This is a genomic window from Streptomyces sp. JW3, assembly GCF_052216785.1.
Classification (GTDB): domain Bacteria; phylum Actinomycetota; class Actinomycetes; order Streptomycetales; family Streptomycetaceae; genus Streptomyces.
The window spans coordinates 14,862-30,146 of sequence record NZ_JBQOUX010000094.1; the positions used below are offsets into that span (position 1 = coordinate 14,862).

The following is a 15,285-nucleotide window of genomic DNA, read 5'->3' on the forward strand; positions in this document are numbered from 1 at the left end:
GCCGGGTCACGCCGGGGAGCGGCTCTTGCGCGGTGGGTGGCACACCGGGCAGCGTTTGCCGGTGCCACCGCGGCGGGACCGCTGATCGGGCGTGGCGTCCCAGCGTCCGGGACAGCCGGGCGTAAAGCAGGCCCACCGGCACGCTTTGGCGGAGCTCGGCCTCAATTCCTTCGCGGTCAGGTCCGGTTCGCCGATCACTTCGACAAGCTCGCCGGCGAGGGCAGGGTGCACGTCCTGCAGAGATTTGCCGGGCTTGGGGCGCACCCTGGCGGCAACGGTGCGCCGGCAAGCGCATCGGGGGCACCCGCTCGACTGGCCTGTACGGCGTTTTGGAGGGGCGGGGTACTCGAAGCGGCACTGCGGTTCGGGACACCGCCACTGGCATGTCTTGTTCGACGTGGGGAGCAGGTCGAACGCGGTCCAGCCGGGATGGCCGACGACCTCGATGAGTTCCGCCGCCATCGCCGGATTGACCTCGGCGAGTGATGCACCGGGGCCGGGCCTGCTGTGTGCCGCGCCCACCCGTGCGTGACCACACCGGCGGCAGCCGCGTCCGGCAAGTGCCCGGCTGTGCAGTACAGCCTTCCATTCGAAGCCACAGTCCGGCTACCGGCACCGCCACAGGCACACGTCGTTGCAGCCGGGCGGCATCCGAGCGAGGGTCTTGCCCGGGTTGGTGAGGTTCGCGACGAACTCCTCCTCCAAGCGCGGCGCCACATACACCGCCGATACCTCGGGGCCGGCCACGGCCCTCTGCCACAGCTGCGCGCCCTTCGTGAGCGCCGCGGTGACGTCGGCCGGAGTGAGCTGCCGCCAGGAAAGGCCGCGGCGTCGCAGTACGCCGCCCACCGCCTCCGCCCAGTCTTCGGGGTTCACCCCCGGCCCGGCCTCATGGTGAGCGAATCCGTGCACCGGGACGGGCGGCAGCCCGCGGCTTCGGATGCGTTCCACGTCGAGTCCGGCGGCGAGCGCTGCCGCGGTCTTCGCGGTGTCCCGCTCCAGGCTTCCTGGCCTGCTGTGGGTCCATTCCGGGTCCAGGTCGATGAGCAGGCCCGGGCCCGGCTCGGGCAGGTACAGGTCGAAGCGGTCCTGACGGCGCCCGGGCAGGCGGAGGCGATGGTCCAGTTCCACGGTGAGCCCAGAGGCGGCCTGGACGAGCATGGCGATGTTGCACTCGAACGGGGAACGGCCATGGCCGGTACAGTCCGGGCAGCCGCGCCCATTGGTGCGGTTGGCGAGCGTCGCCGGCCAGAAATGCCCTTGAGCGCACTCCCACTCGCACAGGTCATGGGACTGCGGGCGCAGGGTGTCCGGCCCACGTTCGGGGCGGCTGAGGTTGCGGCGGAACTGTCGTGCCAGCGCAGGATTCAGATCGGTCAGCGATTCTCCCGGGCCGGGAGCCCGGTTGCGGCGCTTCCAGCACTCAGGGCATCCCGAGGGTTTGACGGTGCGGGTGCGGAACTGCAACCGGGCGGGCCACTGGTGGCCGCATTCTTCCGCCGAGCAGCGCCACTGGCACCGGTCCGTGGAGGACAGCGGCATGTCCTCCAGCGCCGTGTCCGGGCTGGACAGGTTGGACACGAACTCGGCCTTCAGCCTCGCCCGAACTGCAGCCACTTCGGTAGCACTTCGCCGTTTCCCCATGACGGCAGATCCTGACAGCCGTCACTGACAACGGCCGTCCACGGGCCCGGGCCTGTCCTGTCGGGTACCCGGCAGCGGACCGGGAGAGCCAAGTCTCGGGCCAGAGAAGCACGTTCTTGTCCGGGTGATTCGGCGCAAGGGGCAGACTGCAGGTACATGACGTGTTAAAGATGCTTGTGTGCGTGTCACACGGGTGCTGATTGAAGGCTTCAGGGGTTGGGGACGCCTTGATGTGCGTCCGGGCAGTCATGTGTTGGTGGCGGGAGTCCCCCGCTCCGGACGTACCGATCTGATCACCGCCCTTGCCCGGGTCCTGGATCCGGATGCCGCGCGTGGTGCCGCACTGTCCGATCTGCATCAGCGGCCGGTCCTCCTGGACAGTGCCGACGACGCTGCGCCGGCTGAGGCAGGCGGTGACGCGGTCGAGGGAGAGGCGGAAGCCGTCGCCGAAGTGCCAGCCGCCGATGCCGCCGGCACGGAAGGTGCAGCAGGACAGGACGCGTCCGGCGACAACGTCGACACACGGGAGCCTCCCTCTGCGGTGCTGCAGCGGGTGGAGGCCGCCCAGGTCGAGGTGACGCTGACCGATCTCGATCCCGATGTGCAGCAGTTGCTCGATGGAGTCCTGGAACCGCTGGAGGACTCCGGGTGTGCGAGTGAGGATCCTGATGCGTCTGCGGATGCTCCACTGTGCGCGCGGCTGGCCTATCGACTGAGCTATGACGAGGAAGCCGAGACGCTGGAGTCGGTGGTGTACTTCCCGGCGCGCAGCAACCCGGCGCTCGGCCAGTACTCCCGGGTTCCTGCCGCCACCCGGCGGATGCTGCCGGTGATCACCCTCGATGCCGGCCAGCCTCTGCAATTGCGTGCCGGTGCGGGTTTGCGGCGCATCCTCGACGAGCGGGACGCCAAGGCCGGTACCGCGGCCTTCGATGCGCTGGCCCAGGCCGTCGCAGAGGCCGTGGCAGCGCTGTCGGCCAGTCCGGCTGTGGCCGAAGCCGTCAACGCGGTGCTCGCGATCGGCGGGACAGGGGAACGGATCGGCGATACTCCGGTCACCGCGGAGCAGGTCGGCTTCCGCACCGAGGACGGGTCGGTGGCCGCACTGCTGCGGACCCTGCGCGCGGCGCTGCACTTGGACACGGGCGGCATGCTCGGGCTGGCCCAGCACGGCAGCACGGTCAGCGCGGTGTTGTCGATGGCCGAGGCGATGCTGCTGGCCACCGTGCCCGGAGCCGTGGTGCTGGCCGACGACTTCGGTGACCAGCTGGATGCTCCGGCCACCGAGCATCTGGCGGCCCTGCTGCGCGCCCGCTCCGGGCAGGTGTGGCTGTCCACCCGGCGGCCTGAGGCCGCCAGGGCCTTCGAGCCCACCGAAGTCATCCGGTTGGTGCGGCACGGCGGCGTCCGCTCCCACCATCAGCTGACCAGGATCATGGACCGCAAAGCACTGGTCGCGATGCGGCAGTGGCACACCCAGCTTCTGGCCGCGCTGACCGCCCCCACGGTCGCCATCACCGAGGGCCCGCACGACGTGGCCGTACTCAGCATGGTCGATCGCCGCCGACCTACCTCCTCCCTGCCCCTGTCCGCCCACGGGGTGCGGCTGGTCGCCTCCGGCACCGGAGGCGAGGGGGGCATCGGCCAGATTCCCCGCGTCGCCAGCCTGGCACGCCAGTTGGGTTTCCGCGTCCTGGCGGTGATCGACCGCGACAAGGAGAGCGACCAGACCAGCGACGAACTCGCCAAGATCCAGGCCGCGTGTGATGCGGTGGTCCGGCTGCCGCCCGGCGCCATCGAGCGCGCCATGGGCGACGGCCTCCCGCTGCAGGCGCTCGCCGACGCCAGTGCCACGCTCACCGAGTACGGCATCCCCGACCCCATGGGCGGCCAGCTCACCGAGGCCGCAGTGACCAACCTGTGCAAGGTGATACATAAACAGGGCCTGCACGAACAGTTCCTGGAAGCCCTCTACGCCGAGCCCAACGCACCACACCCGCCGGTGATCTCCACGACGCTGGCCCTGCTGGAACTGGCCGCCGACCCCTCCTACAGCGGGCCGCAACTGATCGATGTGACCGCCGTGTCCCGGCCGGCGGGTGCCTGATGGCCTATCAGGCACGCGAGGACCAGCGTGCGGTGATCGAGAGCGTTGAGCAGGTGCTGGTAGTCAGCGGCGGCGCCGGCACGGGCAAGACCACTACCGCGGTCGCGGCCGCCCGCGCCCACCTGGAAGCAGCGGACGAACAGTTGCTGCGGCTGCGGCAGGAGGCGGCCCGGCGCGGACAACGCGCCCAACTGCCGACTGCGACACAGGTGTTGTTCCTTTCCTTCTCGCGCACCGCCGTCGCCCAGATCATCGACCGGGCCACGAACGTCATCGGAGAGCTGCGGCCGCGGCTGGAGGTGTCGACCTTCCACGGCTTCGCCTGGAGGGTTATCACGGGCTTCGGCGCGCACCACGGCTTTCCGCCTCCCCAGAGCGTGCTCAGCCAGGCCAACCAGACCGTGCCCGGGGCCCCTCCCGGGCTGACGTACGACCAGCTGATGCCGGCCGCCCGCCGACTGCTGGCCCTCAGCAAGGTCCGCGACCACTACGCCGGGCGCTACACCCTCGTCATCTGCGACGAGTTCCAGGACACCGACGCCACCGAGTGGGCGTTCCTGCAGCAGATCGCTCCCGCAGCACGGCGCATCCTGCTGGGCGATGTCAACCAGAGCATCTACGAGGGCTCGTTCAAACCCGGGGTGAACCCCGCCACCCGGATCGCGGACGCCATGGCCCTGCCCGGCGCCCGCCGCATCAACCTGCAGGCCGCCAGCTACCGTGACCCCTCCGGTGTGCTGCCCGCCGCCGCGGAAGCCGCCCGCCAGCGCCGCTTCACCGACCCCGCCCTCCGCGCAGCCGCCCAGCAAGGACGTCTTACCGTCACACGGATCACGGACGACAGCGGCTACGCGCAGGTCATCGAGCTCACCCGGGCTGCCCGCCAGAAGAAGCACACCGTCAGCATCTTCACCCACACCAACATCGCCACCACCTCCCTGTCCGACGCCCTCACCGCAGCCGGTGTGATCCACGAACAGGTCGGCTTCACCGAGGCCCATGCAGAAGCCCTCTCGGCCCAACTCGCCCTCATCCACCACGCGCTCGGGCAGAAGCCCGCCCAGGTGCGGCGGGCGCTCGCCGTGTTCGTCACCGCGTGCCTGCGCGGCCGAGGACTCTCCGATCTCGCACGGCAGATGCTGGACAGGTCCAACCCCGCGCTGGAGCGTGCCTTGCGTGCGCTCGCGCAGGATCTTCGCTCGGCGGGGATCGGCCCGAACGCCGACGTCGACCGCCTTGCCGAGCTTGTCACCGGCGCCTACGCACGCATCGGAACCTTCCGCGGCCAGGAGGCCTGGCTCCAGGCCGCCCCCACCACCCGCCGCGCACTGCGCCTGCTCAAGGAAGACCAGAGCATCACGGCGGTGGCCGAACAACTCCACCGTGCCCGCGACGAGACTCTGGTGGGTGACAGCCGGCCGCGTCCGCGGCCGGTGCAGGTGATGAACCTCCACCAGACCAAGGGACGCGAAGCCGACACCACCATCCTGCTGCTGGCCGACGACGAGTACTACGGCCCCGAAGGCGAACCCTTCCCCATCGGCTCACGGCTGCTCTACGTCGTCATGACCCGCGCCCGCCACCAGGCACACCTCGTCGTCCCGGCCAACTCCCACCCTCTGTGGGCACCCCTCATCGCCACCCTGGAATAGCCCTCCTCCGCCAACGAGACCCGCCCGCAGCCGCGTGACCAGCGCGCCGGCCAGACGCGGCGGCTTGTCCAGCCCCAGAGCGTGGATGACGAGTCCGGCGGGAAGCGCTCTACGTGTCGGTGGGGGCCGGCAGCCGCGCGGTCCGTTGGGCTGCCTGGCGGACTTGGCGGTTGACGTCCTGTCGCATCCGGGCGAGCAGGCTGTGTCCGTCGGGCAGGTTCCGGGCGAGATTGACGCGCACGCGCCAGTCAGGGTCGTCGGCGAGGAGGTTCCTGCACAGGCTGAGGCCAGTGCTGTCGGCGTTGCTGAGGGAGGTCGCCAGGCAGCGGATCCATGGCTGGTGGTGGACGGCCAGGGTGGTCAGCGGGGGAAGAAGGCGCGGTGCGAGGTGATTGAGGGCTCGCGCGATCAGCCGCGCTTCCGCGTCGGTGGCATTTCGGAGCTGGGTCAGGGCCAGGGTGACGATGCTGCCCGCCGTGTCCGGGTCGGTGCCCGCCAGCCGTGCGGCACTCACCAATGACTGCTGGGGCAGCAGGGACGGCCCCGTCCGAAAGCGGAAGCGGTCCAAAGGGTGCTCCCGCGTGAGTTCCTCGCCCTGGCCGGCCGCGAGTTCGCCGCGGGCAGCGCGGAAGGCGAGGTCGACGTACGGCTGCTGCTGGTCACGGGGCAGGGCCGAGGCGGCCACGGTCATCGCGTCAAGGACCCAGCGCTGTCCGCCCTGCCCCGTGGGCTCTTGCACTTGTGCGGCGAGCCGCGGCGCCCAGGGCGTGAGCACGGTGGGCGGCAGCACCTGTTCGCCCAGCAGGACCAGTTCCGCGGGGCCGAGCTGCGGGCGGTCGCCGGGCTCGGCGCCGGGGTCCCGGCCGAGCCGTCCGGCGATGACTTCGCGGCACACGACCGGTTCGGCTCCCGCCAGCAGGAGCAGGCGCAGCGCGTCGAGGCTCCCTTGGCGTGCCGGGGCCGTGCAGGCCTGGGCGACGATCTGCGGGTGGCGCCTGAACAGGTCCTCGCCGTGGCTGACGACGGTGCTGATGAGGTCGCTGTTGCTCAGCACGGCCCGGGCCAGCCGTTCCACGGCTGCGGGGGCCTGCGTGCCGTGTGCCTCGGAAACCGCGGCCAGGGCCCACGCGTGTGCACGTGCCGTGGTGAAGCGGGCGGGGGCGGCGGCCGGGTCGGCCAGGGAGGCTGTGTGTTGTGCCTGGGCGGGTATGGCCGCGGGGGCGAGTTTGGCCAGGGCGCCCCAGGCGGCGTCGGTGAGGGTGGCCAGGCCGGCCCCGCGGGCGGCTTCAGTGGCCGCTTCCTTCAGGGCGGCGTCGATCCATGTCCTGGCTGAGGTGTCGGTGAGCGCGTCGGCCATGCGTTCGGTGATGGCGAAGGCGCAGGCGCGTTCCCACACCGGGCGGCCGGCCAGGTCCTCGGGTGCGGGCCAGTCCAGTGCCTGGGCGGGCAGGTCCGGGATGAAGGTGCTCACGGCCTTGGCTGTGCCGGCTGCGCCGGAGTTCATGAGGTGGGTCATCGCCGCGGTGGTGTTCCCGACGTTCATGTGCAGCCGGGCCAGGAGCTGTTCGGCCTCGTTCTGGTGTCCCCAACTGCCCATGGCGACGGCACGCCGGCGGTACTGCAGCAGGTGTTGGCGGGCGTCGTGGAACTTCTCCCGCACCATGTCGAACATGGCCGATGCCCTGGTGTCCTGGATGGCGGGCAGAACGCTGTCACGACTGGCCTGGCGCAGGACCTGCTCGAAGCCGTGGGCACTGAAGATCTTCTCGCGTTCGCTGAGGGCCTGAGCACTGCGGCTGAGGACCAGGCGCTGGGCGGCGAGCCACTCCCCGGCATCCTGGTGCGTGCGGGCGGCCAGCGCGAGTTCGACCGCGTCGTAGTAGCCGTCGACGGCACCGTGCATGTCTGCGGTGGTGGCCAGGAAGCGGGCGCGGCGGGCTGCGAGCAGGCCGCGGACGGGAATCGGGTAGGTGTGGCGGGCGGTGCGGTATAGCTCGCGCCAGGCGTCGCCGGTGGGGTCGGCGTCGGCCAGACAGGCCTGCAGGCGGGCGGTGTCCAGGTCGCTGGGGCCGCTCATCTCGGCGATCGCGGTGAAGAGTTGTGCCCGCTGGGTCACCAGCTCAGTCCGACGCTCTGCCAGGGCGTGCTCGGCGAACAGGGTGGCTGCCTGGAGCACGCTGGGATCGTCGTCCAGTTGGGCGTCGAGGTGTGCGGCGACGTCGTCGAGGGTGACCCGGTGCTCGAATTCGAACTCGGCCAGGCTTCCCAGGGTGTTCACCGTGCGGATCAGCGCATCGTCCGCCTCCACCTGCTCCTCCGCCAGGCGGATGAGGGTGGCGCGGGCCTCGAAGGCACGGTCCTCAACCAGATCGCGGGCCATGCGGGCCATGTCCACACGCACGGCCGCGTCGGGGTCGCCGGCCGCGTGCAGGGCAGCGGCCTGCCGGGCGCGCAGCGCCCGGGCGTAGGGGCGGTACAGGGTCTGTTCGAGCTGTTCGGCGATCCGGCCGTATGCGGCGGCAGCCGTCGCGGGATTCTCCTGCCGAGCCTGGTCTGCGGCGGCGAGGTCCCCGTCCAGCCCAAGATGGGCTACCGGGCCGCGCAACAGAGCCTGCGCGTCGGGTCCCTCGTTCGCCTCCGCGGGCGAGAGGACGGGCGCCGGGGGTGCCGGGCAGAACAGCTGAGTGGTGGCCGCCCCGAAGAACGCGGTCACGATGTCCGGGTGCGGGCGCAGCAGGTCCGACAGGCTCTTGCGGTTCCACAACTCGATCTGCAGGTCCGGGTACGTGCCGCGCAGCTCGAACAGCTTCTCACTGATCTCCGTGCGGTTCGCGTCGTGGGTGGTGACCACGACCAGCCGGCGTGCCTCGAAGGGCCGCTTGCCCCGCGCATAGCGGCCCACCGCGTGTTCGAGGTCGTACGGAGTGAACTCCTTCAGTCGTTTGGCCTGGAAGACCGCCGCGTTCCTGCCCGTCACACCGACGACGTCGATGCCGTGCTGGTTTTGCCCGCGCTCCCCGTAGAGCCAGGTCTCCTCCCAGCCCTCCACCCTCCGTGCCAGCCACGCCACCAGGTGCTCGACACTCTCCCACTGGAGATCTCCGGTGTTGAGCAGGTGCGGCGCCGACACCGTCAGCGGCCGCGCCGTCGCCGACGGGGCTGCCAGCAGTTCGTGGTCCCCCTCCATCCTGCGGACCAGCCCGTCGCGCACCGCTTCCTCGTCAGCCATGGCAGCGACCCTACGGCCCGGCGCTGACAACGGGACGCTCCGCCCACGGGCGGGGCACAACGGCACGGCGGGCAGGGCCACGCCGTGCACGACGGCGGAAGTCGCCAGGCAGCCAGGGCAGTCGACCGCGCAGGCGGCAGCGGAAGGCCAGAGGCAGGCCTGCTTCGGTGTACGGCCGTTGAGGGCTGCGTCACCCTCCGCAGGGACGGGGATACAGACGTCCCGTTTCGGTGGGAGCCTGGACAGACTCACGTCGTGACACATGGACCTGTGCCGGCCCGTCACTGCTGCCGCCAGCGGCGGGTGACGAGGTTCAGCTCGCCCAGGAGGGTCGCGTCGTGTACGAGGGGCTGCAGCCAGTCGACATCGGTGGGTCGCAGGCGGTGCAGTCCGTCACGGGTGAGTGTCTTCAGTAACAGCTCGGCGCGTTGGGCGAGCCAGTGGTCGGCGCCGAGGTCGCGGGCCAAGCGGAGCAGGCCGACCACGGCTTGGGGCGGTCTGGGGTGGGGGATGCGCTCCAGAAGGGTGATGCCTTCGGTGAGCACGGCTTGGGCCGGTGGGTGGTCTGCGGCGTGCCACATGGTGCTGGTCTGGGCCTCGGTGAACAGGCAGAGCAGTCGGGTCAGTGGGTCGCCGCCGGCATCGAGGGCGGGTGCGTCGGGGCCGAAGCGGCGTGTGATCCGGTCAAGTTGGTCGTGCGGGATGTCCGGGCGTCCGGCGAGGTCGTTGACGCACTGGGCGAGGACCAGCCACGTCGGGGCGGACAGGCCGCCAGCGCTGGTGAACTGGATGGTGGTCAGCTGATCGAGGATGTCGATGACTGTGGTCGCGGGCAGGTCGGCGGCGGCGTGGAGAAGGTGGCGTCCCAGGATGTCTGCGGCCAGCAGGCGCTCGTCGCCGGACAGGCTTCGCAGCATCAGAAGGAGTTCGGCGTAGGGGGTGCCGGGCGGCCAGGGATCGTTGGCGGGCCGGTACAGCAGGGAGATCAGCGCGTGGGCGAGGGAGAGGCTGCGGGTGCGGTCGACCCCGTGGTAGGTCTCCAGGGCGGTGGGCATCTGGTGCAGGACCGGTGCTACGGCGTGCAGCACGTGCTGTGCGCCGAGGTCGTAGGTGAAGGCCGCCGGCCGGTACAGGCTGGCCGGGGCAGCGCCGTCGAGATGCTGGAAGGTCTGTGCTGTGGTGTCGTCTCGGGTGGCGAGGTTCACGGTCCAGGCGAGTTCTTGTTCGGGCTGATGCATGGGCAACCCCACCAGTAGGTCTCTGCGGCCGGTGGCGGGATCGGTGAAGGGCTCGGTGGCCAGGGCGCGGGTGAAAGCGTCCCAGGATCCGTCGCTGAACTGCGAACGCCACAGCAGGGTGTGGCGGCGCCACCAGTCGACCGTGTTGCGGCTGCCCACAAGGGCGGAGGCACGGAGAGGGGGGTGGGCCAAGACGGCCAGCAGGAGCAGGTTGGCGCTGTAGACGGCGTCTTGCCGGGTGCGGTGCGTGAGGGCAGGGCGGTACGGCACGTGGGTGCGGTGGTGGGTGTCGCCGGGCGTCTGGTTGAAGAGACTGGTCAGCAGCGAGGTCAGATGCTCGCGCTGTGCCTGGGTGAGGCGAGTGAGTTGTTCGCTGGTGTTGCGTACGACTTCGGCCCGGTCGGTGAGCGGGACGTGGGAGAGCAGTGCGTACAGCCGGCCGTCGTCGACGGGGTGGTCGCTGTCCGGGCTGGTGGTGGCCAGGAGATGGCGCAGTTCGCCGGTGACAAGGCGGGTCAGCAGGTATTCGCCGAAGGTGGCGTGCAGGAATTCGTAGGCTCTGCGTTCGTGGCCGGTGACGATGGCCTGAGCTTCGTGGATGAAGAAGAAGCGGCCGAACAGCAGTGGCGTGGCGCCGGCAGGGGCGGCGTCGAGCAGGGCGGCCAGGTCGTTTTCGGCGTCGGTGGCGGTGATGCCTTGCCGGTGGCGGTTGAACATGCCGATCGCGATGACGGACAGGCGCTGCAGTTCGTGGGCGACGCGGGCGGCTTCGGTGTCGGCCGGCAGGGCGTTGTGTTTGGTGACCTGGCGACGCACGAACTCGGTCAGGAGCCGCTCGTACAGGCCCAGGCGTTGGATGTCCTCACCGTGCAGCAAATGCAGAGCGTTGCCGGAGGCGTCGTATAGAGCGAGCATGAGCAGCAGCAGCGGCTGGCCGGCGAGTTCTTCGTGACGGCCCACCACATCCCATGTGAGGGGCTGCAGGGCGTGGGTGGAGAAGTAGCGGCGGTTGGTGGTGTTCCAGACGTGGAGCCAGCGGCGGATGCGGTCAGCGTCGAAGGGTTCCAGGCGGATGACGGTGCTGGGATGCGGGGTCAGGGCCTGGTCGGCGACCACGGTGCGGCTGGTGACGATCACGATCGTGGGGCGTGCCTGGTCGGCCTCGCGCTGCTGGAACTGCTGCACGCTTTGCAGGTAGGCGAAGTGGCGTGCGGGATCCATGTGATCGGCCGCAGCCTGGAGCAGTTCGTCGAAGCCGTCCAGGAGGACGACCCTGACGACGCCTGAGTCCGGGTCGGTGACGTCGGGCCAGGGTGTGCGGCGGCCGGTGGAGCGCAGCACGGCCTCCTCGAGCTGTTCCTGGACGCCCAGGTCTGCGGGCAGGTGACGCAGTTCGACGCGCTGGCAGAAGAACTCCGCCGCGGGCAGCCGGGCGGCGATCAGCTTGGTCAGCAGCGACTTGCCGGATCCGGGATGGCCCAGAATCAGCAGCGGCGCACGGGTGGCGTCCTCGGTGAGCAGATGGGCTGCGAGGAAGTCCTCCAGGTCGTCCCACAGCGGCTGGGCTTCCCACCAGTCGTCACGGGCCAGGGCGCGGTCACCTGAGCGGTCGGCCACGCGAAAGGCGGGGTTGATGTAGCCGGCCTCCAGGTCGGGGATGCGCGGGCCCGACTCCTCGACCTGGGCAAGCGGGGCACGGAGTTGCTGCTGGTGCGCCGGGGTAGGGGCGCCGTTGTCCTGGGCGAAGGTCCCCAACAGCCGAGACAACCCGGCGAGGCCCCGGCTAGATGAAACGTCCGGTGTCACAGGCTCGGACGGGTCCAGGGCTTCGGGCGGGTCTTCCGTCTCGGAGGTCAGGCGCAGTTCGGGGCACTCCCACGTCACCTGGGCCAGCAGGGCTTGGTAGCGGCGCCATGCGCGGCGCGCGAGCCTGTCCGGCTGCTGGCCGCTCACGCCGCTTTCGTCGCACACGGTGTCGGCCGCGTAGGCATAGGCGGCGGCGATTTCCGCACGCAGGTCGGCGGGATGCCTCACCCGCTGCGATCCCAGGGTGACACGCTCCAGCTCGGCCACCACGTCGCTGGTGAGATCGGCCTGCTCGTGCCCGAGTTCTGTCGTGTAGTAGATGCCTGAGGTGCCCACGGCCTCGCAGAACGCCGTCACCAGGATGACCAGATCGGCCGCGCGCAGCAAGGCGGTGCGGGTCGTGCCGCAGCTGGCCCGTACCCGGTCAGCGAACCCTTCCAGCACGGCGTTCAGGTCGGTGACGATGGCACCGTGCAGCTTCAGTGGCTCCAGCAGTTCTGCGGCCAGCCGGTCGAAGCCCGTCCTTTCTCCGATGAGGACGTTCACGGCGCTCACAAAGTCGTCAGGGGGGGTCTCGGCGCGTGGCAAGGCGGGCGGTTTGGCAGCACGTGACTGCGGTGGCGCCTGGTCGGCGTCAGTTTCCGCCTCATGGTGACGGTGGCGCCAGTAGGCCAGGTCGGGGGTGAGTCCGGACGGCGGGGTGGTGGCGCGTTGGTGGCAGTACTCCACGATGCGGGCGACATCGTCCCAGGGCGGCAGGGTGGAACGATGCCCGTTGAGCAGCATGGAGATGGCGGCGGGGCTGCGGTTCACGGCGCGGGCCAGGTCGCTTTGCTGGATACCGCGCTCGCTCACCAGGCGTCCCAGCAGCTTGCAGAAGACCGCTACTGGTCCCGAGGTCTCCCCCACGCTCACGCGCCCACCCCCGCCGTTCACGCTGATTCAGTGTGGCCCCTGGCAGCGTAGGCAGTGACCTGCACCAACTGCCGTCTGCTTTGGGACTTTTCAGCGAAACCCCGGCCCGGGCCTGCCGTCCGTCATGGTCGATGCGACACAACCCATCCCCTTTGAGGAGTGCGCATGTCCTGGCTCACCGCCCCTGTACCGGTTCTGGTGCTGGCCCTGGTGTTCTCCGTGTTCGCGGGCGTCGTGTTGCCCGCGGTGTGGTCCACACAGCCCGCACGCCGGAAGGCAGCCGCCGCCGTTCTTGCGCAGCTCCTCCGAGCCGGACGCGATGTCGGCGGCACACGGCCTTCCACACCGCCGTCCCCGCCTTCCGCCGGTCCTGCCACGGCTACTCACCGGCAGACGCAGGTCCAGCCACACCACCCGCACAACGACGCGCAGGACGCGGCATCGTGAGCCCACTGCATGGAGCCAGCCCGCATCGTCTGCGCTCGGCGTGCCGGTGGGATGTGTCTCCTCGGCCTTGCTGTCACCAGCCGGCGCGCTCACGTTCGAGGCGGTCCGGAACGCGTCGGCCGGGGCGTTCCGAACCGCCGGGGTGCCAGTCCTGGGTGACGGTGAGAGTGCGCTGGTCGACGGCGACGTGACCCGGTGACGCGGCGCATGGCACTGAGCAGGCGCGAGGCGCGGGTACAGCAGGAATAGAGCCTCACCCGCCTGATCGCGAGATTCACTACAAACGAACCGCACCGTTCTTGGATGGGCCAGGATCTGGCACCCGACTCACATCTGAGGGTTCACTCGCTGCGGCAGCGCAGGCCCTCTAGACAGATGTCGAGCAGACGCGCCTGCCTGGCCACTTCAAGGTCCGGATCACCAGCAGGAGATGGGGATGAGCTGATCAGGAGGAGCACATCCTCTACCGTGACATCCGGACGCAGTTCTCCAGAGACGTGTGCACGATGAACGAGTTGGCCCACAACCTCCATCAGGGAGGCCATGCCAGTAGCAGGTAGTTGATCTTGCTGTTCCACGGGCCGGTCCGTCTGGTCACGATGAAGAGGCACGGCCGGAATGAGGCGCCCCCCACCTGAGCCGGAAGTCCGCACGAAGCGCGCGAGCGCCGACCAGGGCTCGTCCTCTTGGCCAAGCGCGGCACGTGCCTGTTCGATCAGCCGGGACACTTCCTCCTCAGCGATCCGCCGCACCAGAATGTCCTTGCTGGGGAAGCGCCGGTACACCGTTCCGACGCCGACGCGGGCACGGCGCGCCACGTCCTCTATGGGGGCCCCGTACCCGAGCTCGCCGAAGACCTCCCGGGCCGCACGCAGCACATGCTCCAGATTCCGCTGGGCGTCTACCTTGAGCGGTGTTGAGCGGTCGCGGGTCGCACCGCTCCGCGAATCTGCGGGGTCCATAGATGCGGCCACGGCAAGGGTGCCGTGGACGGCAGGCCCACTGCCTGCAGCTTCTTGGGATGCGAAGGCACTGGATGCAGGCGGCGACATCCGGCGTACCAATGACAACGGCGGCAGGGGCGCGGAGTCAGGAGCCGCTGGCTCCTTCAACTGCGCGAGTCGCGCCGAAAGTTCCTCTGGGGAGTGCGTGATGTCCTGCACGGCGTCCGCGAGGAGACGAGCAACCTCGTCACTCTCGGTGTGGTCCACTCGATCCCCCTTCCCGAATGGGGTGTGTATCAGTGTCAGCCATCAGGAGGCGAAGAGAGCGGCGGCCATCGTGAAGCTGGGACTTGACCGTTCCCTCGGCTACTTCCAGCGTACGGGCGATGGCACTGACAGGTTGGTCGAGGATGTAGTGCAGGACAACCGTCTCACGCTGCCGTTCTGGAAGTTGCCCCAAGGCACGTACGAGGTCCATGCGTTGGTCCGATGTCGTGAGCGCGTGAGGGGCTGCGCTCGTGGACAAGGGTTCCGCTTTCGCCAGGAGGCTCTGGCGCCGACCCGAGGTGCGACAGTGCGAGATCCACAGGGTGAGGGCGGTTTTGCCTACCCAGGCCAACGGGCTGTCGAGGCCGCCGACCTCGTCCCACTTCTTAAGGGCGACGCCGAAGGCTTCCTGCGCGAGGTCTTCGGCGGTGGCCCGGTCCGACCCCATTAGCACCAGTGTGCGCACGGTCCTGGTGAACCCCTCGGTGAACAGCTCGTCAAAACTCACGGATCGTGGGGGAGGAGCTGGTTCAGGGAATGGTTCGATCATGATCCCGTCGCGTGCTCGGGCAGGCCGGTGGTCGGAGGTACGTAGACGACACGGATATCGCAATTGTTGAGATCGTGGTGCATGAGCAGTTGGACTGCACCCTCACGGGCGAGGCCGACGACCGCAACCAGAGTGGCACGGCGCGCCCGTTCGTACAGCACTCTCGACAGAATGTGCACGACGGTGGGGGCCAGAATCAGCACGACTCCAGTGCAGATCAGGGTGCAGGCAGTGAGGCCCATGTGCGGTGGTCCTTCCGAAGGGGCACGAGCTACGTCCACGACGTCGTCACGGGGTAACTGTCACCACACGCGGATCCGGTTGGGGCCGTACGAGCGGTTTTTTTGAAGACGGCGCCGAAGTCCGCGGCGAGGGAACCGCCGGTGGACTGAGGACTGCTCCCGCAGAACGTGAGCTTGTTCCGCTTTGACGGACACCATCGGTGTGGTGGTCAGGCTGCGAGTGCGGTCTCGTATTCGGCGGGAC

The 15,285-nt window shown here is 69.6% G+C and carries 9 protein-coding genes; 2 read left to right on the forward strand and 7 right to left on the reverse strand.

Features of this window, described 5'->3' with window-relative positions:
- Window positions 1-6: 6 nt before the first annotated feature.
- The gene (locus ACTT8P_RS29415) at window positions 7-462 is read right to left on the reverse strand and encodes a zinc-ribbon domain-containing protein (RefSeq protein WP_442834806.1); all 456 of its coding nucleotides are present in this window, start codon (window positions 460-462) and stop codon (window positions 7-9) included.
- A 144-nt stretch (window positions 463-606) separates the two neighbouring features.
- Window positions 607-1,581, reverse strand: coding sequence for a zinc-ribbon domain-containing protein (locus ACTT8P_RS29420; protein WP_442834807.1), 975 nt, complete (start codon window positions 1,579-1,581; stop codon window positions 607-609).
- A gap of 241 nt (window positions 1,582-1,822) precedes the next feature.
- Between ACTT8P_RS29420 and ACTT8P_RS29425 the strand changes: the two genes are divergently transcribed.
- Together ACTT8P_RS29425 and ACTT8P_RS29430 are read left to right on the forward strand one after the other, a co-directional pair.
- Complete coding sequence (locus ACTT8P_RS29425; protein WP_442834808.1) at window positions 1,823-3,751, forward strand: hypothetical protein; 1,929 nt, start codon at window positions 1,823-1,825, stop codon at window positions 3,749-3,751.
- The gene (locus ACTT8P_RS29430) at window positions 3,751-5,403 is read left to right on the forward strand and encodes a UvrD-helicase domain-containing protein (protein WP_442834809.1); all 1,653 of its coding nucleotides are present in this window, start codon (window positions 3,751-3,753) and stop codon (window positions 5,401-5,403) included. The genes ACTT8P_RS29425 and ACTT8P_RS29430 overlap by 1 nt, the downstream gene beginning before the upstream one ends.
- Before the next feature lie 109 nt (window positions 5,404-5,512).
- Here the strand turns inward: ACTT8P_RS29430 and ACTT8P_RS29435 are convergent, their stop codons facing one another.
- The 5 genes from ACTT8P_RS29435 to ACTT8P_RS29455 form a co-directional block, all read right to left on the reverse strand.
- Window positions 5,513-8,632 (reverse strand): hypothetical protein, encoded by a 3,120-nt coding sequence (locus ACTT8P_RS29435; RefSeq protein ID WP_442834810.1) that lies wholly within the window; start codon window positions 8,630-8,632, stop codon window positions 5,513-5,515.
- Window positions 8,633-8,913: 281 nt separating this feature from the next.
- The gene (locus tag ACTT8P_RS29440; protein ID WP_442834811.1) at window positions 8,914-12,591 is read right to left on the reverse strand and encodes an NACHT N-terminal helical domain 7-containing protein; all 3,678 of its coding nucleotides are present in this window, start codon (window positions 12,589-12,591) and stop codon (window positions 8,914-8,916) included.
- A 788-nt stretch (window positions 12,592-13,379) separates the two neighbouring features.
- Entirely contained in the window at window positions 13,380-14,090 is a 711-nt protein-coding gene (locus ACTT8P_RS29445) for a TetR/AcrR family transcriptional regulator (RefSeq protein WP_442834814.1), read from the reverse strand.
- Window positions 14,091-14,229: 139 nt separating this feature from the next.
- Window positions 14,230-14,757: an RNA polymerase sigma factor gene (locus tag ACTT8P_RS29450; protein ID WP_442834812.1), complete on the reverse strand. Its 528-nt coding sequence runs from the start codon at window positions 14,755-14,757 to the stop codon at window positions 14,230-14,232.
- A 38-nt stretch (window positions 14,758-14,795) separates the two neighbouring features.
- Window positions 14,796-15,041: a hypothetical protein gene (locus tag ACTT8P_RS29455; RefSeq protein ID WP_442834813.1), complete on the reverse strand. Its 246-nt coding sequence runs from the start codon at window positions 15,039-15,041 to the stop codon at window positions 14,796-14,798.
- Window positions 15,042-15,285 lie beyond the last annotated feature (244 nt).

Coding starts and splice junctions, on each gene's coding strand:
- ACTT8P_RS29430 (WP_442834809.1), top strand. CDS start 3,751: ATGGCCTATCAGGCACGCGAGGACCAGCGTGCGGTGATCGAGAGCGTT.
- ACTT8P_RS29445 (WP_442834814.1), bottom strand. CDS start 14,090: ATGTCGCCGCCTGCATCCAGTGCCTTCGCATCCCAAGAAGCTGCAGGC.
- ACTT8P_RS29435 (WP_442834810.1), bottom strand. CDS start 8,632: ATGGCTGACGAGGAAGCGGTGCGCGACGGGCTGGTCCGCAGGATGGAG.
- ACTT8P_RS29455 (WP_442834813.1), bottom strand. CDS start 15,041: ATGGGCCTCACTGCCTGCACCCTGATCTGCACTGGAGTCGTGCTGATT.
- ACTT8P_RS29415 (WP_442834806.1), bottom strand. CDS start 462: ATGGCGGCGGAACTCATCGAGGTCGTCGGCCATCCCGGCTGGACCGCG.